Source organism: Streptomyces sp. NPDC056479 (assembly GCF_042795335.1).
In the GTDB taxonomy this organism is placed as follows: Bacteria; Actinomycetota; Actinomycetes; order Streptomycetales; family Streptomycetaceae; genus Streptomyces.
Window position 1 is genome coordinate 386,797 of sequence record NZ_JBHTRZ010000001.1, and the last position, 17,755, is coordinate 404,551.

19 protein-coding genes and 1 tRNA gene are annotated in these 17,755 nt (G+C 71.2%); 12 read left to right on the forward strand and 8 right to left on the reverse strand.

The annotated features are described in order from the left end of the window. Window positions 1-42: 42 nt before the first annotated feature. On the reverse strand, window positions 43-819 hold the full coding sequence (locus tag ACFQ6S_RS01685) for an SDR family oxidoreductase (RefSeq protein ID WP_383401870.1): 777 nt from the start codon (window positions 817-819) through the stop codon (window positions 43-45). A gap of 26 nt (window positions 820-845) precedes the next feature. Continuing rightward, on the reverse strand, window positions 846-2,012 hold the full coding sequence (locus ACFQ6S_RS01690; protein WP_383401873.1) for a phytanoyl-CoA dioxygenase family protein: 1,167 nt from the start codon (window positions 2,010-2,012) through the stop codon (window positions 846-848). A gap of 106 nt (window positions 2,013-2,118) precedes the next feature. On the opposite strand from ACFQ6S_RS01690, the gene ACFQ6S_RS01695 reads away from it, so the two are divergent. Both ACFQ6S_RS01695 and ACFQ6S_RS01700 read left to right on the forward strand, forming a co-directional pair. Continuing rightward, the gene (locus ACFQ6S_RS01695; RefSeq protein WP_383401875.1) at window positions 2,119-3,147 is read left to right on the forward strand and encodes a LacI family DNA-binding transcriptional regulator; all 1,029 of its coding nucleotides are present in this window, start codon (window positions 2,119-2,121) and stop codon (window positions 3,145-3,147) included. 66 nt (window positions 3,148-3,213) lie between these two features. Beyond that, window positions 3,214-3,825, forward strand: coding sequence for a TMEM175 family protein (locus ACFQ6S_RS01700; protein ID WP_383401878.1), 612 nt, complete (start codon window positions 3,214-3,216; stop codon window positions 3,823-3,825). Window positions 3,826-3,833: 8 nt separating this feature from the next. Here the strand turns inward: ACFQ6S_RS01700 and ACFQ6S_RS01705 are convergent, their stop codons facing one another. Beyond that, on the reverse strand, window positions 3,834-4,994 hold the full coding sequence (locus tag ACFQ6S_RS01705) for a Gfo/Idh/MocA family protein (protein WP_383401881.1): 1,161 nt from the start codon (window positions 4,992-4,994) through the stop codon (window positions 3,834-3,836). 154 nt (window positions 4,995-5,148) lie between these two features. Here ACFQ6S_RS01705 and ACFQ6S_RS01710 point away from each other — a divergent pair, with 154 nt between their 5' ends. Beyond that, window positions 5,149-6,153: a LacI family DNA-binding transcriptional regulator gene (locus ACFQ6S_RS01710; RefSeq protein ID WP_383401884.1), complete on the forward strand. Its 1,005-nt coding sequence runs from the start codon at window positions 5,149-5,151 to the stop codon at window positions 6,151-6,153. A gap of 12 nt (window positions 6,154-6,165) precedes the next feature. On the opposite strand, the gene ACFQ6S_RS01715 is transcribed toward ACFQ6S_RS01710, so the two are convergent. Further along, window positions 6,166-6,510 carry a cupin domain-containing protein gene (locus tag ACFQ6S_RS01715; RefSeq protein WP_383401886.1) on the reverse strand — a complete coding sequence of 115 codons (345 nt, stop codon included), beginning with the start codon at window positions 6,508-6,510 and terminating at the stop codon, window positions 6,166-6,168. A gap of 167 nt (window positions 6,511-6,677) precedes the next feature. Between ACFQ6S_RS01715 and ACFQ6S_RS01720 the strand changes: the two genes are divergently transcribed. The 7 genes from ACFQ6S_RS01720 (at window position 6,678) to ACFQ6S_RS01750 (ending at window position 12,866) form a co-directional block, all read left to right on the forward strand. Further along, window positions 6,678-7,328, forward strand: a complete 651-nt coding sequence (locus ACFQ6S_RS01720; RefSeq protein WP_383401889.1) for a GntR family transcriptional regulator — start codon at window positions 6,678-6,680, stop codon at window positions 7,326-7,328. A gap of 49 nt (window positions 7,329-7,377) precedes the next feature. Next, window positions 7,378-8,127 (forward strand): PIG-L deacetylase family protein, encoded by a 750-nt coding sequence (locus tag ACFQ6S_RS01725; RefSeq protein ID WP_383401893.1) that lies wholly within the window; start codon window positions 7,378-7,380, stop codon window positions 8,125-8,127. Beyond that, window positions 8,124-8,828, forward strand: a complete 705-nt coding sequence (locus ACFQ6S_RS01730; protein WP_383401896.1) for a 4-carboxy-4-hydroxy-2-oxoadipate aldolase/oxaloacetate decarboxylase — start codon at window positions 8,124-8,126, stop codon at window positions 8,826-8,828. Before ACFQ6S_RS01725 ends, ACFQ6S_RS01730 begins: the two co-directional genes overlap by 4 nt. Beyond that, window positions 8,825-9,925: a 4-oxalomesaconate tautomerase gene (locus ACFQ6S_RS01735; RefSeq protein WP_383401899.1), complete on the forward strand. Its 1,101-nt coding sequence runs from the start codon at window positions 8,825-8,827 to the stop codon at window positions 9,923-9,925. Before ACFQ6S_RS01730 ends, ACFQ6S_RS01735 begins: the two co-directional genes overlap by 4 nt. Next, a complete protein-coding gene (locus tag ACFQ6S_RS01740) occupies window positions 9,922-10,872 on the forward strand; it encodes a catechol 2,3-dioxygenase (protein WP_383401902.1) in 951 nt (316 codons plus the stop codon). Before ACFQ6S_RS01735 ends, ACFQ6S_RS01740 begins: the two co-directional genes overlap by 4 nt. 129 nt (window positions 10,873-11,001) lie before the next feature. Beyond that, complete coding sequence (locus ACFQ6S_RS01745; protein ID WP_383401905.1) at window positions 11,002-12,330, forward strand: MFS transporter; 1,329 nt, start codon at window positions 11,002-11,004, stop codon at window positions 12,328-12,330. 221 nt (window positions 12,331-12,551) lie between these two features. Next, window positions 12,552-12,866, forward strand: a complete 315-nt coding sequence (locus tag ACFQ6S_RS01750; RefSeq protein ID WP_383401908.1) for a hypothetical protein — start codon at window positions 12,552-12,554, stop codon at window positions 12,864-12,866. On the opposite strand, the gene ACFQ6S_RS01755 is transcribed toward ACFQ6S_RS01750, so the two are convergent. Then, entirely contained in the window at window positions 12,859-13,800 is a 942-nt protein-coding gene (locus ACFQ6S_RS01755; RefSeq protein ID WP_383401910.1) for an alpha/beta hydrolase fold domain-containing protein, read from the reverse strand. The genes ACFQ6S_RS01750 and ACFQ6S_RS01755 overlap by 8 nt on opposite strands. Window positions 13,801-13,973: 173 nt before the next feature. On the opposite strand from ACFQ6S_RS01755, the gene ACFQ6S_RS01760 reads away from it, so the two are divergent. Both ACFQ6S_RS01760 and ACFQ6S_RS01765 read left to right on the forward strand, forming a co-directional pair. Beyond that, a tRNA-Pro gene (locus tag ACFQ6S_RS01760) sits at window positions 13,974-14,047 on the forward strand. A gap of 171 nt (window positions 14,048-14,218) precedes the next feature. Beyond that, entirely contained in the window at window positions 14,219-14,866 is a 648-nt protein-coding gene (locus ACFQ6S_RS01765; RefSeq protein WP_383401914.1) for a GntR family transcriptional regulator, read from the forward strand. 218 nt (window positions 14,867-15,084) lie between these two features. On the opposite strand, the gene ACFQ6S_RS01770 is transcribed toward ACFQ6S_RS01765, so the two are convergent. The 3 genes from ACFQ6S_RS01770 to ACFQ6S_RS01780 are packed head-to-tail and all read right to left on the reverse strand — an operon-like array spanning window position 15,085 to window position 17,628. Next, window positions 15,085-15,432, reverse strand: coding sequence for a cupin domain-containing protein (locus ACFQ6S_RS01770; protein ID WP_383401916.1), 348 nt, complete (start codon window positions 15,430-15,432; stop codon window positions 15,085-15,087). Then, window positions 15,429-16,226, reverse strand: a complete 798-nt coding sequence (locus tag ACFQ6S_RS01775) for a carbon-nitrogen hydrolase family protein (RefSeq protein WP_383401919.1) — start codon at window positions 16,224-16,226, stop codon at window positions 15,429-15,431. The genes ACFQ6S_RS01770 and ACFQ6S_RS01775 overlap by 4 nt, the downstream gene beginning before the upstream one ends. 13 nt (window positions 16,227-16,239) lie before the next feature. After that, window positions 16,240-17,628, reverse strand: a complete 1,389-nt coding sequence (locus tag ACFQ6S_RS01780; RefSeq protein WP_383401922.1) for an MFS transporter — start codon at window positions 17,626-17,628, stop codon at window positions 16,240-16,242. Window positions 17,629-17,755 lie beyond the last annotated feature (127 nt).

The following is a 17,755-nucleotide window of genomic DNA, read 5'->3' on the forward strand; positions in this document are numbered from 1 at the left end:
CTCCGCTGCTTTCTTGGTGTGAGTTGCTGTTCGTTGGCTGAATCAGTCCAGGCCGCCCAAGACGTTCTGGTCCCAGTCGATCACCGATCCCGTCACCACCCCGGACCGCTCCGACAGCAGGAACACCACGAAGTCGGCGATCTCGTCAGGTTGCCCGAGTTTCCCCATCGGCAGCCCGGCGGCAGCCGACTCCCGCCAGCCGTCGTCGGCCCCGTGGAAGGCCTTCTGCGTGGCGTCCTCGCCCTCGGTCGCCGTCCAGCCGATGTTCAGGCCGTTGATCCGGACCCGGTCCCAGCGGTGGGCGTGCGCGGCGTTGCGGGTCAGCCCGATCAGGCCCGCCTTGGCGGAGACGTACGGCGCGAGGAACGGCTGCCCGCCGTGCGCCGAGGTCGTGATGATGTTGACGATCGTGCCGGGTGCCTTGCGGGCGACCATGTCCGACACGGCGGCCTGCATGGCGAAGAACGGCGCCTTGAGGTTGATCGCGATGTGCTGGTCGAACAGCTCGGGCGTGGTGTCGAGCAGCGTGCCCCGGGACGTCAGCCCCGCCGAGTTGACCAGGCAGTCGATCCGCCCGTAGGCGTCCACGACCTCGGCGACGGACGTCTTGGCCTGCTCGGCGTCCGACAGGTCGGCCTGTACGAACATGGCCTTGCCCCCGCCGGCGGCCAGTTCGGCCACCAGGGCCTCACCGGGTTCCGGGCGGCGCCCGGTGAAGGCCACGACCGCCCCCTCACGGACCGCCGCCCGCGCGACGGCGGCGCCGACGCCCTGGCTGCCGCCGTTGACGAGGACGACCTTGTCGTCGAGAAGTCCCATGTCTTTCCCGGTCCTTTCGGCTCTGATCAGCTCTGACGCCGCTCGGCGCCGGCTCGCAGCTCGTCCCGCAGCGCCTCGGGCGTCCATGCCTGGCGCAGGGCGCGCCGTACGACGTCCGCCTGGGCGGGCGGGGCCAGTCCGTCGACCGGGGGATCGCTGTCGAGGTTCGTGGGGAAGGGGTAGCCCTCCGCGCTCGCGGCGATCACGTTCGCCGTCCACGCCTCGTCCACGCCCTCGCGGAGGCGCTTGAGGAGTACGGGGTAGACGGCGTTCGCGACCGCCTCCCGGTCCACCGTCTCCATCGCCCGCCCGAACGCCGAGGACACCTGGAGCAGGTTCGCCATCCGTCGGATGTCCGCCGACCGGTTGGTGCCTGCCGCGTGGAACAGCGCCGGGTTGAAGAAGACCGCGTCACCCTTGGCCAGCGGGAGCTGGACGTGGTGCGCCTCGAAGTACTCCTGGAATTCGGGCAGCCGCCAGGCAAGGTAGCCGGGCTCGTACATCTGCGAGTGCGGCAGATACATCGTCGGCCCGGACTCCACCGGCATGTCACAGTGCGCGACGGCGCCCTGGAGGGTGAGCACGGGGGAGAGGACGTGGACATGGGCCGGGTAGGCGGCCGCGACCTCGCTGGAGAGGAAGCCCAGGTGGTAGTCGCGATGCACGGTCTGCGCCGCGCCGCCCGGGTTGACCACGTTGACCTGCGAGGTCACCTGGTAGCCGGGCCCGAGCCAGGCGGCCGAGACGAGGGCCAGGATGTCGTTGGCGTAGTAGTCGGCGAACGCCTCGGGGTCGTAGAGGGCCGCCTTCTCCAGCGCGTTCCACACCCGGTCGTTGGCGCCGGGCTTGGCGAAGTGGTCCCCGGCGGTCGCGCCCGAGGAGCGCTGCTCGGCGATCAGGGCTTCGAACACGGCGCCGAGCCGGTCGACGACCCCGAGATCGGCGAAGGCGCCCCGGAAGACCACGATGCCAGGCCCGTCGGCGAGGGCACGGACCAGTTCCGTCCGCACCGCACGCCGGTCCTCGGCCCTGCGCAGCCGGTCGCTGTCGTAGACCAGGACGTTCCGCTCCACGTTGGACGCGTACGGGTAGTCGGCGAGGTCGGTGGTCCGCCCGACCAGCTCACGGAAGTCCGCGAGGTCGCAGTCGCGCTCGGACAGCCAGGCCCGGCGGTGTACGGAGGTGAAGGACATCGGTGTCCTCTCGATGACAGGGGCGACTCAGCGGTGCCATTCTTGTCATGACAATCCCGTCGAACAACCAGCAGGCGACCATCAAAAACCCCTCAGGAGCCGACGCATGGGCCACCCCTTCCCGATCCGGGAGATCGCACGTCAGGCGGGCCTGAGCGAGGCCACGGTCGACCGGGTCCTGAACGGCCGGGGAGGGGTGCGCGAGAGCACCACGCGGGAGGTCCGGCAGGCGATAGCCGACCTGGACCGGCAGCGCACCCAGGTCAGGCTGGTGGGCCGCACCTTCATGATCGACATGGTGGTCCAGGCGCCCGAGCGGTTCAGCACGGCCGTGCGCGCCGCTCTGGAGGCCGAGTTGCCGTCCCTGCACCCGGCCGTCGTGCGCTCGCGCTTCCACTTCCGCGAGACCGGGCCGGTGGCGGAGCTGACGCGGACGCTGGACCGCATCGCCCGGCGCGGCTCGCAGGGCGTGATCCTCAAGGCCCCGGACGTCCCGGAGGTCACCGCCGCCGTGGCCCGGCTGGCGGAGGCCGGCATCCCCGTGGTGACCCTGGTGACGGACCTGCCCGCCACCGCCCGGCTCGCCTACGTCGGCATAGACAACCGGGCCGCCGGCGCGACCGCCGCGTACCTCATGGGCCAGTGGCTCGGCGACCGTCCCGGCAATGTGCTCACCAGCCTCAGCAGCGGCTTCTTCCGCAACGAGGAGGAGCGCGAGATGGGCTTCCGCGGTGCCATGCGGGCCCTGCATCCCGGCCGCACCCTCGTGGAGATCGCGGAGGGGCAGGGCCTGGACGCGACGCAGTACGACCTCGTGCGGGCCGCGCTGGAACGCGACCCGGAGATCCGCGCCGTCTACTCGATCGGCGGCGGCAACATCGCCACCCTGCGCGCCTTCCAGGACCTCGGCCGCGAGTGCGCGGTGTTCGTCGCGCACGACCTCGACCAGGACAACACCCGCCTGCTGCGCGAGCACCGACTGTCCGCCGTCCTCCACCACGACCTGCGCCAGGACATGCGCGAGGCCTGCCATGTCGTGATGCGGGCGCACGGGGCGCTGCCCTCGGCGCCGCCGACAGGGCCGTCGGCGATCCAGGTGGTGACGCCGTACAACATGCCCACGCCCATCGGGTGACGACGCAGGGCGTGCGTCTGGCGTGTACACGGGCTCGACGGGCCCTGGCTCCCTACCGTCGTGCGCATGTGGAAATCAAATCCGGACGGTGGGCCCGAGCGGTTGGTGGCGCTCGCCGACGGCGTGTTCGCGATCGCCATCACGCTGCTGGTCCTGGACTTCTACATCCCACGGGGACTGCGCTCACAGAAGTACGACGACGCTCTGCAGGAACTGATCCCGAACCTCGGTGCCTACGCGCTCAGCGTGCTGGTCCTCGGAGCCTTCTGGCGCGAACACCGCCGGATCTTCGGCTACGTCCGGCAGATCGACGGGCAGGTGATCACGCTGTCCATCGCGGGCCTGAGCATCGCAGCCCTGCTGCCCTTCCCCACCAAACTCCTTTCCGAGTACGGCGGAGAGCCCGAGTCGGTCGCGATCTACGCGGCGGCGGTCGCCGCCCTCGGCGCCGCCGACCTCGCGGTGCTCCTGATCCTGGTCCGGCGTCCCTGGCTGCGCGGTGCGACACAGCCGCCGGAGGGCTTCGGGCTCTTCGTGCTCGACCTCTCGGTGACCGTGGTGGTGTTCCTCGCCAGCGTCCCGCTCGCCCTGGCCTACGGCGAGACCGCCATGTTGCTCTGGCTGGTCATGGCCCCGGTGAAGGTGGCCATCGGACGACGGACGCAACGGGCGCGCTGAGCCCGCCCTCACCCTGCCGGGGCCACTGCCACCCACGCGCCGCTCTCCGCCGACCGCGCCATCGCGTCGAGTACGGCGGCACTGTGCACGGCGTCCGCGAGCGTGGCCCCGTGCGAGGTGCCTGCGGCGATCGAGCGCAGGAAGCGGTACGCCTCGACGACCTTCAGATCGTCGTAGCCCATGGCGTTGGCCGCGCCCGGCTGGAAGGCGCCGAAGTCCCCGTCGCCCGGGCCGACGTACACCGTGCTGACCGGCTGGTCCTGGTAGGTCGTGCCGCGACTGATGCCTAGCTCGCCCATGCGGCGGAAGTCCCAGAACACCGCGCCCTTGGTGCCGTGCACCTCGAAGCCGTAGTTGTTCTGCTCGCCGACCGAGACCCGGCAGGCCTCCAGCACGCCGCGGGCACCGGAGGCGAAGCGCAGCAGACAGTTGACGTAGTCCTCGTTCTCGACCGGGCCGAGCTCGCCGGTGGCGAGGCTGTGCCCGGCGGTGGCGCCGGTGGGGCGGGCCCGTTCGGGTACGAAGATCGCGGTGTCGGCGGTCAGCCGGTCGATGTCGCCGAGCAGGAACCGGGCCAGGTCGGCGCCGTGCGAGGCCAGGTCGCCGAGCACTCCGCTGCCGCCGCGCTCACGCTCGTAACGCCAGGTCAGGGCCCCCTGCGGGTGGGCCGCGTAGTCGCTGAACAACCGGACGCGGACGTGGGTGACCGTGCCGAGCTCGCCGGCGGCGATCAGCTCACGGGCGGCCTCGACGGCGGGCGCGTTGCGGTAGTTGAAGCCGACCGCGCTCCGCACGCCGGCCTTGGCCGCCGCGTCCGCGACCGCTCGGGCGTCCCCGGCGGTGAGGCCCACCGGCTTCTCGATCCAGATGTGCTTGCCGGCCTCGGCCATCGCGACGCCGATCTCGCGGTGCAGGAAGTTCGGGGCGGTGATGCTGACGGCCTGCACCCGCGGGTCGGCGGCCACCTCGCGCCAGTCGCGGGTCGTCGAGGCGAACCCGAACTGCGCGGCGGCCTCCTCGGCCCGGCCGGGCACTTCCTCGGCGACGGTCACGAGGTGTGGGCGCAGGGACAGTTGCGGGTAGTGGTGCGGGACGCGGGCGTACGCCTGGGTGTGCACCCGCCCCATCCAGCCGAATCCGACGACGGCGACGCCGAGCGTGTCCACCATTGCAGCCCCTCTTTGGACCGGTCCATTTTCTGTCCAGCCCACCTTGGGTTCCGCCTGTGACCGGTGTCAACCCCCCTGGCGCCTCTCTGCGGCCCCTCTGCCACCCTCTTAGTCCCTTTGACAAGCGCAGGTGCCTATGGAACGGTCCATCTCCATGAGACCGCCGACGATCCGTGACGTGGCCGACCGGGCCGGCGTGTCCAAGTCACTGGTCTCGCTCGTGCTGCGCGGCTCGGAGCAGGTGCGTCCGGAGAAGCGGGAAGCCGTCCTGCGGGCGGTACGCGAACTCGGCTACCGCCCCAACGCCGCCGCGCGCAGCCTCAGCGAGCAGCGCACCCGCACGGTCGGCGTCCTCCTCAACGACCTGCGCAACCCCTGGTTCGTCGACATGCTGGAGGGCCTGAACTCGCTCCTGCACGACAACGGCCTGCACATGCTCCTGGCCGACGCCCGCCTCAACCGCCGCACCGGCCAGGACCCCGCCGGCCCCTTCCTGGATCTGCGGGTCGACGGCCTGGTCGTGGTCGGCACGCTGCCCGACCCGGCCGCCCTCGGAGCGGTGGCCGAACGGCTCCCGGTCGTGGTCGCGGGCGCACGCGAGCCGAGCCTGCCCGGCGTGCAGGTCGTCGCCAACGACGACGAGCGGGGCGCCAGGTTGGTCACCGAGCACCTCATCGGCCTCGGGCACCGGCGCATCGCGCACATCGCGGGGTACGGCGCGGTCGGTGAGCTGCGCCGGCGCAGCTTCGAGGAGACGATGCGGGCGCACGGCCTCGCGGACGGGGCGGTCGTCGAGTCGAGCGACATGACCGAGGAGGGCGGCTACCGCACGACGGTCCGGCTGCTGAGCCGCGCGGACCGGCCGACGGCCCTGTTCGCCGTGAACGACATCGCCGCGATCGGGGCGTTGTCGGCGGCCGAGGAGTCCGGGCTGCGGGTCCCGCGCGACCTCTCCGTCGTCGGCTACGACAACACGAGCATCGCCCGCCTGCGCCATGTCTGGCTCACCAGCGTCGACAACGCCAGCCACGAGGTGGGCCGGCGCGCGGCCCGCTGCCTGCTCGACCGGTTCGAGGGCGGCGGGGGAGCGGGCGAGGTCCAACTCGCGGCGCCGACGCTGGAGATCAGAGGGACGACGGCGGCCCCGGGCGCAGGCTGATCGCTCAGTCGCTCAGAGATTGATCACGTAGGCCTTGCGCAGCGTCTCGTGCACCGTCCACGTCGTACGGTCGCCCTCGCGCAGCACCGCCATGTCGCCCGGCCCGACCCGCAGCGTCCCTCCGCCCTCGACCTCGATGGTGGCCGACCCGCTGATCACGACGAACAGTTCGTCGGCCTCGGTGTCGGTGACCACACCGGGCGTGATCTGCCAGATGCCCCGCACCTGACGTCCGTCCTCCGACTCCCACACCACCTTCCCGGTCACCTCCGGCGTCCCGGAGACGATCTGCTCCGGGGCGAGGGGGTCGGGTTCGAGGTCGGCGTCGGGGATGTGCAGTACGAAGCTGTGCGTCATGCGGCGACCCTAGCGGCGGTGAACGGGGCAGGGCCGTGGACAGGGTGTGCGGTACCGGCGGGCGGGGGCGGACACTTCGTCGCTGCCGGAACAGACGGCGCACAAAATTGTTGACAATTCTGTTTGGCTAGATTTACGTTCGACAGGCACTCACTCAGGGAGGGCACATGCCGAACGAAGCCCGTCCGAGCACCGGAGAGCAGGCCAAGCAGCATGCGCTCGCGCAGCTGCGGCAGGCGATCCTGCACGGCGAGATGGCACCGGCCCAGCGGCTGGTGGAGAACGAACTCGCCGAGCAATTCGGTGTGACACGGGCCAGCATCCGCGCGGCGCTCATCGATCTGGAGGCTCAGGGACTGGTCGAGCGGATCCGCAACCGTGGCTCACGGGTGCGGGTGGTGACCGTGGAGGAAGCGGTCGCCATCACCGAGTGCCGCATGGTCCTGGAAGGGCTCTGCGCGGCCAAGGCGGCCGTCGCCGCCGACGACGCGCAGCTGACCCGACTCGCGGATCTGGGCGAGGCGATGACCAAGGCCGTGGCCGACGGCGAACCGATGACGTACTCCGAGCTGAACCAGGAACTGCACGCCAGAATCCGGGAGTTCTCCGGCCAGCGGACGGCCGTGGAACTGCTGGAGCGGCTCAACGCACAACTGGTGCGCCACCGCTTCCAGTTGGCGCTCAGGCCCGGTCGTCCACAGCACTCCCTGAACGAGCACCTGGCCATGATCGAGGCGATCCGGTCCAGAGACCCGCAGGCGGCCGAGTCGGCCGTCCGCGCCCACCTCACCAGCGTGATCGAGGCGCTGCGCGACTGATCGCGGCTGCGCGGGGCGGGCGCCCACCTGTCACCAAGGAGATCAGAGAATGACTCAGGCCAACGCGCCCGCCGGTCCACGTTCCACACTCGTCATCACCGCGCACGCCGGGGACTTCGTGTGGCGTGCGGGTGGCGCCATCGCCCTGGCCGCCGCGCGCGGCGAGAAGGTCACCATCGCCTGCCTGACCTTCGGCGAGCGCGGTGAGTCCGCCAAGGCGTGGCGCGAGGGGAGGAAGCTGGAGGAGATCAAGGCGATACGCCGGGACGAGGCCGAGCGCGCCGCCGCGACCCTCGGCGCCGAGGTCCGCTTCTTCGACGCGGGCGACTACCCGCTGCCGGTCACCCCCGAGCTGACCGACCGGCTCGTCGAGGTGTACCGCGACACCCAGCCCGACGTGGTGCTCACCCACCCCACCGAGGATCCCTACAACGGCGACCACCCGGCCGCCAACCGCATGGCCCTCGAGGCCCGGATCCTCGCGCAGGCCATCGGTTACCCGGGCGAGGGCGACATCATCGGCGCCCCGCCGGTCTTCTACTTCGAGCCGCACCAGCCCGAGATGAGCGGCTTCAGGCCCGAGGTCCTGCTCGACATCACCGACGTGTGGGACACCAAGCGGGGGGCCATGGAGTGCCTCGGCGCCCAGCGGCACCTGTGGGACTACTACACCGACCTCGCCGTCCGCCGTGGCGTCCAGCTCAAGCGCAACGCCGGACCCAACCTGGGCCTGGCCCACAAGACCATGGCCGAGGCGTACATGCGCCCCTACCCGCAGATCGCGAAGGAGCTGGCATGAGCGGCGTGATCGTCACCGACCCGCCGAAGGCGGAGCTGAAGGACGTGGACGCGCTGGCCGGCTTCGGAGTGGCGACGGTGAGCGAGGCGATGGGCCGAACCGGCCTGCTGGGCCCGGGGATTCGTCCCGTCCAGCAGGGCGTACGAGTCGCCGGTACGGCCGTCACCGTGCTCAGCTGGCCCGGCGACAACCTCATGATCCACGCGGCGGTCGAACAGTGCGGCGAGGGCGACCTCCTGGTCGTCACCACCACCTCGCCCTGCACGGACGGTCTGTTCGGAGAGCTGTTCGCGACCGCCCTCCAGCAGCGCGGCGTGCGCGGTGTCGTGCTCAACACGGGCATCCGTGACACCCAGGAGCTGCGGGACATGGGCTTCGCCGCCTGGTCCCGGGCGGTGTCCTCGCAGGGCACGGTCAAGGCCACCGGCGGTTCGGTCAATGTGCCGATCGCCGTCGACGGCCAGGTGATCCACCCCGGCGACGTGATCCTGGCCGACGACGACGGCGTCGTGGTCGTACCCCGTGAGCGTGCCCGCCAGACCGTCGAGCGTTCCGAGGCCCGCGAGGCCAAGGAGGCCGCCACCCGTGCCGCCTTCCTCGACGGCCAACTCGGCCTGGACCGCTACGGGTTGCGCGAGAAGCTGCAGGAGCTCGGCGTCGTGCACCGCACGTACGAGGAGCACGAAGGAGCACGGCCGTGAGCGCGGAGCTGCCCTGTCTGCTGATGCGCGGGGGCACATCGAAGGGCGCCTACTTCCTGGCCACGGACCTGCCCGACGATCCCGCCGCCCGCGACGAGCTGCTGCTGCGCGTCATGGGCGGCCCGGACGAGCGCCAGATTGACGGTCTCGGCGGCGCCCACCCCCTCACCAGCAAGGTGGCCGTCGTCGCGCCGTCGACCGACCCACGGGCCGATGTGGACTACCTCTTCCTCCAAGTCGCCGTTGACCGCCCGGAGGTGAGTGTCCGTCAGAACTGCGGAAACATCCTCGCCGGGATCGGCCCGTTCGCCGTTGAGCGCGGGCTGGTCGCGGCGGGGGAGGCGGCGACCTCCGTACGGATCCGCATGGTCAACTCCGGTGACTTCGCGACGGCGACCTTCCCGACCCCTGGCGGCCGGGTGGAGTACACGGGCGACGCCGAGATCTCCGGCGTGCCGGGCACGGCTGCCCCCGTGCTGATCGAATTCCCGCCCGGTGCGGGGAAGTTGCTGCCCACCGGCCACGTCCGCGACACGATCGACGGCGTCCCCGTGACCTGCGTGGACAACGGCATGCCGACCGTCCTCGTCCAGGCCGCCGCGCTCAAGATCACCGGCTACGAGACGCCGAAGGACCTGGAGGAGGACCTCGCGCTCGCCGACCGGCTCCGCGAACTCCGGCTGGCGGCAGGCGAGTTGATGGGCCTCGGTGATGTGTCGGACACCACCGTCCCTAAGATCGGCCTCCTCGCACCGCCCCGCCACGGCGGCGCCATCACCACCCGCACCTTCATACCGGTCCGCTGCCACACGTCGATCGGCGTGCTCGGCGCGGCGAGCGTCGCCGCCGGCCTGCGGCTCGAGGGCGGCGTCGGCGCGGAACTCGCGCGGCTCCCCGCGGGCGACCGTATCCGCATCGAACACCCCACGGGATTCCTGGACATCGAGAGCAGCCTCGGCACCGACACCGCCGGCCTGCCCACCGCCCGCCGTACGGCCGTCGTCCGTACCGCACGCAAGATCTTCGACGGCACCGTCTTCCCCAGGTCCGCCGAGACGGCCCCACCGACCGCACTCACCCCCGGAGGTCCCCGATGACCCCGCCGCTCGGCGACATCGCCCACATCGGCCACGCGCAGTTGTTCACGCCGGACCTGGACGCCAGCGTCGCCTTCTTCACGGACTATCTGGGGCTCACCGTCAACGGCCGGCAGGGCGACACCGTCTACCTGCGGACCTTCGACGACTACGAGCACCACAGCCTGGTCCTCACCGCCCGCGAACAGCCCGGCCTCGGCCGCCTCGCCCTGCGCACCTCCAGCGAGGAGGCCCTGCGCCGCCGGATCGAGGCGGTCGAGGCGGCAGGCGGCACCGGAGAATGGGTCGAGGACGAACCCGGCATCGGCCGGCTGTACCTCACCACCGACCCGGACGGGCACGAACACGCCCTGTACTGGGAGAGCGAGTACTACCAGGCGCCCGTGGCGCTGCGGCCGGCGCTGAAGAACCAGCCGCAGGCCAAGCCCAACCGGGGCGTGGGCGTACGGCGCCTGGACCACATCAACTTCCTCGCCGCGGATGTGCTCGCCAACGCCGAGTTCCAGGAACAGGTGCTCGGCGCCCGGCCGACCGAGCAGATCCAGCTCGACTCCGGGAAGATCGCGGCGCGTTGGCTGACCTTCACCGACAAGTCGTACGACGTCGTCTACACCTCGGACCGGACCGGTTCCACCGGCCGGCTGCACCACATCGCCTTCGCGACCGACAACCGCGAGGACATCCTGCGCGCCGCCGACCTCGCCATCGACACCGGCGTGTTCATCGAGACGGGCCCGCACAAGCACGCCATCCAGCAGACGTTCTTCCTCTACGTCTACGAGCCCGGCGGCAACCGCATCGAGCTGTGCAACCCGCTCACGCGCCTGGTGCTGGCCCCGGACTGGCCGCTGATCACCTGGACCGAGGCCGAGCGGGCCAAGGGGCAGGCCTGGGGCCTGAAGACGATCGAGTCCTTCCACACCCACGGGACGCCACCGGTCGCCTGAGACGGCCCTCCGCGCCAGGCGCTTTCTTCAGGAGCCCTGGATTGTCGCTGAGATTGTTGACAAAACTGTTGACTCTCTCGCTCTCCGCTCCTTAGCGTCTGGCGCACAACGCACGAGAGGAAAACAAGGATGTCCTCCTCCGCCTCCCCGACCGCCCGCATCGGCAGACTGGCCGTACTCACCGTCGCCCTGTGCTGGCTGGCCGTCCTCTTCGACGGCCTGGACATGTTCGTCTACGGCTCGGTACTGCCCCACATGCTGGAGCAGAAGGCCCTCGGTCTCACCCCGGACCAGGCCGGTGACCTGGGCAGTTACGCCACCTTCGGCATGCTGATCGGGGCTCTGACGGCGGGCACGGTCGCCGACCGGATCGGCCGCAAGAGGCTGATGGTGGCCTGCGTGGCTCTGTTCTCGCTGGCTTCCGGGCTGTGCGCGATGGCGGGCACGGTGGCCGTGTTCGGTCTCGGCCGGACCCTCGCCGGCGTCGGCCTCGGCGGTCTGCTGCCGACCGCCATCAGCATGGTCTCCGACTACGCCCCGCGCGGCCGCGGCGCCCTCACCATCGGCATGCTGATGACGGCTCACCACGCGGGCGGCATCCTCTCCGCGTACGTCGCCCTGTGGGTCGTCGAACCCCTCGGCTGGCGGGCCGCGTTCTGGTTCTGCGTGCTGCCGCTGCTCTTCGTGCCGGTGCTGGCAAGGTTCCTGCCCGAGTCGCTGAGCTTCCTCGTCGCCAAGGGCCGTACCGAGGAGGCGCGCGAGCTGGCCGGCCGCTACGAGGTCGAACTGCCCGCCGCCCAGGCCGGCCGACCGGCGGCTGCAGACCGCTGGAACGCCCTGGTCAACCTGTTCCGGGCCGGCGAGTGGGTCCAGACGCTCCTGTACTGGCTCGCGTCCTTCGGTGGCCTGCTCCTGGTCTACGGCGTCGCCACCTGGCTGCCCACCCTGATGCGCAGCGAGGGCTACAACCTCGGCTCGGCGCTGACCTTCGTGGTCCTGTTCAACCTCGGCGGCATCGTCGGGATGCTGGTCGCCGGACGCGCCTCCGACCGGTTCGGCGCCCCACGGATCTCGGCGATCTGGTTCGCGCTGACCGCCGTCGGAGTCTTCCTGCTCAGCGTCCACATGCCGCTCGCGCTCACCTTCACGGTGGTGTTCCTGACCGGTGTGTTCCTCAACAGCGCGCAGACCATGATCTACGCGACCGTCTCCATCCGCTCCCTCCCCGAGAACCGCGCCACCGCCGTCGGCTGGACCTCCGGCATGGGCCGCTTCGGCGCCGTCTTCGGACCGTGGCTCGGCGGCCAGTTGCTCGCCGCGGACAAGGGCGACTGGGGTTTCACGGCCTTCGCCGTCGCGGGCCTGTCGTCCATGGTCTTCATCGGGATCGCCGCGCTGCGCGGCTCGACGGGACCGGCTCGGACCGGCGGCGAGAAGGAGCTGATCGGCGCGCACTGAACTGCGGTCGCCGAACACCAGAGTGAGGACATGCGCCGCCCGCCGCAGCACACGCGGAGGGCGGCGCCCGTCATATCTAATGGTCCGTCATATGTACTGATGAGCCGAACTGGGATATTCGACGCTCTCGCGTATTGTTGCGTCATATGCCCGCTGTGACGCGTGGCGGCTCTCGGTACGTCGGGGGCAAGTGAGTTGACTGGTGAAGGGGGACGGGGGACGTGGTAGTGCTTCTCGCGGTGGTGGCGGTCGTCGGGTACATGGCCAAGGCGGGCTTGCCGTGGTGGGTGGTCGCGGCCGTGGCGCTGCTGACGGCGGGGTTCGCCGCGGGGGTGTCCGGGGGTCCGGCCCGAGGTGCCAGAAGCACCACGGCGCCCGCCCCGGCCGACCAGCTCACGATCTCCTCGCCCGACGACGCCCCGGCGTCCTCGCCGATCTCGGTGCACGCGGGTGCCACGGATGCGTCGGGCCCGGACGGCTGGGACGTGGAGTCGTCGACGGCGGCTGAAAGGGCCGAGCGCCGCGCTCTCAGGTGAAGTGCCGCCCCGTGGCCTCGCGCAGACGTCGCGCGATGACCGCGTAGACGGCCCGCGCCTTGTCGTCGTCGCCGCCGTCGTACCCGTGATCGGCGCCGCGCACATCATGGTGCTCGACCAGCGCCCCCGCCGCCGCCAGCCGCTCGGCATACCGCTCGCCCTCGGCCCGGAGCAGGTCGTACTCGGCGGTGATCACCAGGGCCGGCGCGATGCCCTTCAGGTCCGCGGTGTCCGAGGGGTGCGCGGGCGACACGAGCGGGTCGCTGCGCTGCCGGATGTCGGGGACGTACGACGTGTCGAAGATGTCTGCCATCCAGGGGCGCAGCATCGGCCTGGGAATGGCGGCGCGCTTGTCGCGGGCGCTCGTCGCCAGGTCGAGCGGGGGATAGTGCAGCACCTGGAGCGCGATCGAGGGTCCGCCGCCTTCGAATGCCTGCCGCGCGACGGCCGCCGCGAGCCCGCCACCGGCGCTCTGGCCGCCCACGGTGAGCCGCTCACCGTCCCACCCCTCCTCGGCGCCGTGCTCCGCGACCCACCGGACGATCTCGTACGCCTGCCGGGTCGGCGCCGGGAAGGGGTGCTGCGGGGCGACGACGTAGTCCACGTTGATCACGACCACCCCCGCCTCGACGGCGAGGAACCGGCACAACGGGTCGTCAGGCTCGGTCAGCGTCATGACGTAGCCGCCGCCGTGGAAGTTGACGTGCACGGGCGGTGCGAGGTCGCCCTTCTCGGGGAGATACACCGTCGCCCGCGCGGGTGCGACGGATGTGGGGATCGTCAACTCTTTCGTCCTGCGCGGGTATTCGGGGAACCGGGCATGCGAGGCCGCGGCGGAACCCCGGCCGCCGGATCGGCGATCCGCCGTGACGGTCACCCGTTGCATCGCCTTGGCGACGAATGCGGCCACCGCGGGCCGGGCCAGGAGGGACATGCGGCTCCGTTCGGTCGCGGTCCGGTGGACCTGCCCGTCACGAATCTATTGAGTCAAGCAATCATAGGTGATGGCAATGATGGGTCAAGGCAAGCCTTCCGGCCGGCCGGCGCGGGACGCGCATGCGGTAGGGTTGACCTGCATGATCACGCGCTCCGCCGCGTGGCACGCATCGGGACGTGGCGCAGCTTGGTAGCGCACTTGACTGGGGGTCAAGGGGTCGCAGGTTCAAATCCTGTCGTCCCGACAGCTATGTGACTGGTTGTCGCAGGTCAGGGACCTCGAATCACCGCAAGTGATTCGAGGTCCCTGTTCTTTTCTCATGTGCAAAGAGGCTGGGGCGCCTGGCCCTTGGCCGTGCCGACGTAGTCCACGCTCCCCCACGGAGAGTGCGTGGTAGCGTCCGTATACAAGGTGTATGCGAGAGCTGGGGGTTGCCGTGACGTCCGGTCGGGAGAAGGCGTACGCGTATCTCAAGGACACGGTGCTGACGGATCCCGGAATGCAGGGCGCCTTCCTGTCGGAGCAGGAGCTCGCCGACCGTATCGGCGTCTCCCGCACGCCCATCCGGGAAGCGCTGCTGCAACTCGCGGCCGAGGACCTGGTCGAGCTGGTGCCCAAGCGGGGCGCCCGCGTGTCCCCACTGACGGGACGGGAGATCCGCGAGCTCATGGAGTTGCGGGGCATCGTCGAGCGGTACGCCGCCCAGCAGCTCGTCTCCGGTGGCGGAGCGCCGGTGGCCGAGCTCCGGTCCCTGCTGGAACGGCAGCGCGAGCTCACCGGCGCCGACCAGGCCCGGGAGTTCATCGCCGTGGACCACCGCTTCCACTCGGCCCTGGTGTCCGCCGTCGGCAACGCCCTCCTCGACCGGCACTACGACGGCCTGCGCAGCCGCCAGGTCCGTACCGGAGTGGTCGCCCTCTTCAACCAGCAGGGCCGCCAGGAGGCGGTGCTGGAGGAGCACGAGGCCATCCTGGACGCCCTGGAGGCCGGTGACGCCCAGGCCGCGTGTGCCGCCATCGACCACCACCTGGAGTCGACACTCAAGGTGCTGCTCGCGGGCTAAGCGACCCCGGAGAAGTTCAGGCACGCCCCCACGCCGCCCGGCACGCTCCGCCGCTGCCTCAAGGGCGCGGGAGCTGCCCCCACTCGCCGCACCGGCCAAAGGACCAAGTAGCTCCGCTACGAGGACCTTCGTCCGGCACACCGAGAGCACGCACCGGCTGCGACACCAGCCGCTGCCGCGGCGGGCGCGGGAACGCACCCGCACTTCCCCGGCGCCGCTTAGGGGGTGTCCGGGTAGGTGATCACCAGCATCGTGACTCCGTCCGGGGACGTCCACGGCCCGTGCGGCATCCCGGGCGGGCGGCAGGCGTACATGCCGGCGGTGAAGGTCCGGTCGAGCGTCAGGTCGTGCAGGGCTCCCTCGACGAGGTAGACCTCCTCCCAGAAGTCGTGACGGGTCACGCCGTCCGCCGAGGTGTCGGTGCCCGGCGCCCAGCGGACGAGCGCCGTACGGGATCCGCGCCCGGGGTCGTCGGCCAGCACGCGCTCCTGGACGTCCGGGCCGGCGCCGGCCGGGGTCCGCCACGGTCCCTCGGGGAGATGGAATTCCAGCTCGGGCTTGCTCATCGCCACATCTCCGGGCGCCTGTTGGCCAGCACGGAGGTCCGCTGCCGGACCGCGGCGACCTCGTCGAGGTCCAGGTCGGCGACCAGCAGCTCGGGCTCGGCGCCCAGCGCGTGCCGTACGGTCCCGTCGGGTCCGACGACGAGACTGTGCCCGATCCCCGTCGGGGCGGAACCCGGGCCGGCGCCAGCGCCGGGGTCGGCCTGGTCCACGGCGGCGAGCCACACGGTGGCGTCGAGCGCACGGGCCCGCACCAGCAGCTCCCACTGCTCGCGCTTGCCGGGTCCGGCGCCCCAGGAGGCGGCCAGCAGCGTGGCGACGGCTCCGGCGTCGGCGTGCGCCCGGAACAGCTCCGGGAACCGGACGTCGTAGCAGGTGGCCAGGCCCAGCCGTACGCCGTCCACGTCGATGACCGCCGTGGCCGAGCCCGCGGCGACGGTGTCGAACTCACGGAAGCCGAAGGCGTCGTAGAGATGGATCTTGTCGTACGACGCCTCGACCCCGGGCCCGGTGGCGAGCAGGGTGTTGGCCACCCGGCCCCCCGTGGCCGGGGTGAACATGCCGGCCACGACGACCGTGCCGGTGGCGCGGGCGATCCGCCGCACGCCGTCGGCCCACGGTCCGTCCAGGGGCTCGGCGAGCGGTGCCAGTGGGGTGCCGAAGCAGGCCATCGACGCCTCGGGGAAGACGACGACGCGGGCCCCGGCGTCCGCCGCGCGCCGGGTCCGTTCCTCGATGAGCAGGAGGTTCTTCTCGGGGTCGGGGCCTGTGGTGAGCTGGCTCAGGGCGATCCGCACGGTGCGGTCCTCCTTAGAAGCGGGTGGGGGTGGCGTCCGCCGTGTCCGGCGTCTTCGGCGTCTTCGGCGCGGCGAGGGTGGCGTCCTCGTCGAGGGCGGCTTCGGGGTCGCGCCCCAGCCAGACGCCGACGAGGGAGACGGCCGAGGCCAGCGCGATGTACACGGCCAGCGGCGCCCAGGTGCCGTAGGCGCTCAGCAGGGTGGTGAACAGCAGCGGGGCGACGGCGCCGCCGATGATCCCGGCCAGGGTGTAGGCCAGGGACGAGCCGGTGGAGCGCAGCCGGGGCTCGAACTGCTCGGTGATGAAGGCGGCCTGCGGGCCGTACAGGCAACAGTGGATCACCAGGCCCACGACGACCCCCGTGGCGAGTGGCAGCCAGGTGCCGCCGTCGATCATCGGGAAGAACACGAACGGCCACACACCGGCGGCCACCGCGGCACCGCCGTACAGCAGACGGCGGTTGATCCGGTCGGAGAGGGCGCCGGCCAGCGGCATGAGGAAGACCTGGATCGAGGAGCCGATGAGCACGGCCGCGAGGGCGGAGCCCCGTGACATGCCGAGTTCCGTGGTGGCGTACGTGAGGACGAACACGGTGAACATGGCGTACAGCACGTCGGGGCCCACGCGGCACAGGATCGCGGCGAGCAGGGCGCGGGGCTGGGTGGTGAACACCTCACGGATCGGTGCCTCCGGGCGGGAGTGCTCGGCCTCCATCGCCTTGAAGACCGGGGTCTCCTCGAGCTTCGCCCGGATCCACAGCCCGAACCCGACGAGGACGCCGGAGAACAGGAACGCCACACGCCAGCCCCACGACTCGAACTGCGCCTCGGTCAGCAGCGCGCCGAGGGCCGCCAGGACGCCGTTGGCCAGCAGGTTTCCGGCGGGCGGGCCGACCTGGGCGGCGGAGGCGTAGAAGCCGCGGCGGCGCGGGTCCCCGAACTCGCTGGACAGCAGTACGGCACCGCCCCACTCGCCGCCGACGCCGACGCCTTGCGCGAAGCGCAGCACGACCAGGGCGATCGGGGCGGCCACGCCGGCCGTCGAGTACGCGGGCAGGACGCCGATCAGGAACGTCGCCGCGCCGATGAGGACCAGCGTGGCGATCAGCACCTTCTTGCGGCCGATCACATCACCGAGGCGGCCGAAGACGAACCCGCCCAGCGGGCGTGACACATAGCCGACCGCGTAGGTGGAGAACGCCAGGAGCGTGCCGGTGAGCGGGTCCTCCGAGGGGAAGAACAGGTCGCCGAAGACCAGGGCGGCCGCGGCGGAGTAGACGGCGAAGTCGTACCACTCCAGCGCCGTGCCGGTCAGGCTCGCGACGAAGGCCCGGCGGACGCCGGAGTGCCGATCGGACGCCTTGGCGTCGTCCTTCGTGTCGTCCTTCGGGGTGTCGGGCATGGTTCCCATCCTTGCTCGGGGACGTCGGGGGACATCGACCTTCCGGCATACTTCTTGTATACAGGTCGTATGCGCAACCCCCTGCGCGAGAACTTCACCGCGGACCCGATCTGCGGACCCGATCTGC

Bases quoted from the DNA above. Each gene is read 5' to 3' on its own strand.
- ACFQ6S_RS01685 (WP_383401870.1), bottom strand. From the start codon at position 819: ATGGGACTTCTCGACGACAAGGTCGTCCTCGTCAACGGCGGCAGCCAG.
- ACFQ6S_RS01690 (WP_383401873.1), bottom strand. From the start codon at position 2,012: ATGTCCTTCACCTCCGTACACCGCCGGGCCTGGCTGTCCGAGCGCGAC.
- ACFQ6S_RS01695 (WP_383401875.1), top strand. From the start codon at position 2,119: ATGGGCCACCCCTTCCCGATCCGGGAGATCGCACGTCAGGCGGGCCTG.
- ACFQ6S_RS01700 (WP_383401878.1), top strand. From the start codon at position 3,214: ATGTGGAAATCAAATCCGGACGGTGGGCCCGAGCGGTTGGTGGCGCTC.
- ACFQ6S_RS01705 (WP_383401881.1), bottom strand. From the start codon at position 4,994: ATGGTGGACACGCTCGGCGTCGCCGTCGTCGGATTCGGCTGGATGGGG.
- ACFQ6S_RS01710 (WP_383401884.1), top strand. From the start codon at position 5,149: ATGAGACCGCCGACGATCCGTGACGTGGCCGACCGGGCCGGCGTGTCC.
- ACFQ6S_RS01715 (WP_383401886.1), bottom strand. From the start codon at position 6,510: ATGACGCACAGCTTCGTACTGCACATCCCCGACGCCGACCTCGAACCC.
- ACFQ6S_RS01720 (WP_383401889.1), top strand. From the start codon at position 6,678: ATGCCGAACGAAGCCCGTCCGAGCACCGGAGAGCAGGCCAAGCAGCAT.
- ACFQ6S_RS01725 (WP_383401893.1), top strand. From the start codon at position 7,378: ATGACTCAGGCCAACGCGCCCGCCGGTCCACGTTCCACACTCGTCATC.
- ACFQ6S_RS01730 (WP_383401896.1), top strand. From the start codon at position 8,124: ATGAGCGGCGTGATCGTCACCGACCCGCCGAAGGCGGAGCTGAAGGAC.
- ACFQ6S_RS01740 (WP_383401902.1), top strand. From the start codon at position 9,922: ATGACCCCGCCGCTCGGCGACATCGCCCACATCGGCCACGCGCAGTTG.
- ACFQ6S_RS01745 (WP_383401905.1), top strand. From the start codon at position 11,002: ATGTCCTCCTCCGCCTCCCCGACCGCCCGCATCGGCAGACTGGCCGTA.
- ACFQ6S_RS01755 (WP_383401910.1), bottom strand. From the start codon at position 13,800: ATGTCCCTCCTGGCCCGGCCCGCGGTGGCCGCATTCGTCGCCAAGGCG.
- ACFQ6S_RS01765 (WP_383401914.1), top strand. From the start codon at position 14,219: ATGCGAGAGCTGGGGGTTGCCGTGACGTCCGGTCGGGAGAAGGCGTAC.
- ACFQ6S_RS01770 (WP_383401916.1), bottom strand. From the start codon at position 15,432: ATGAGCAAGCCCGAGCTGGAATTCCATCTCCCCGAGGGACCGTGGCGG.
- ACFQ6S_RS01780 (WP_383401922.1), bottom strand. From the start codon at position 17,628: ATGCCCGACACCCCGAAGGACGACACGAAGGACGACGCCAAGGCGTCC.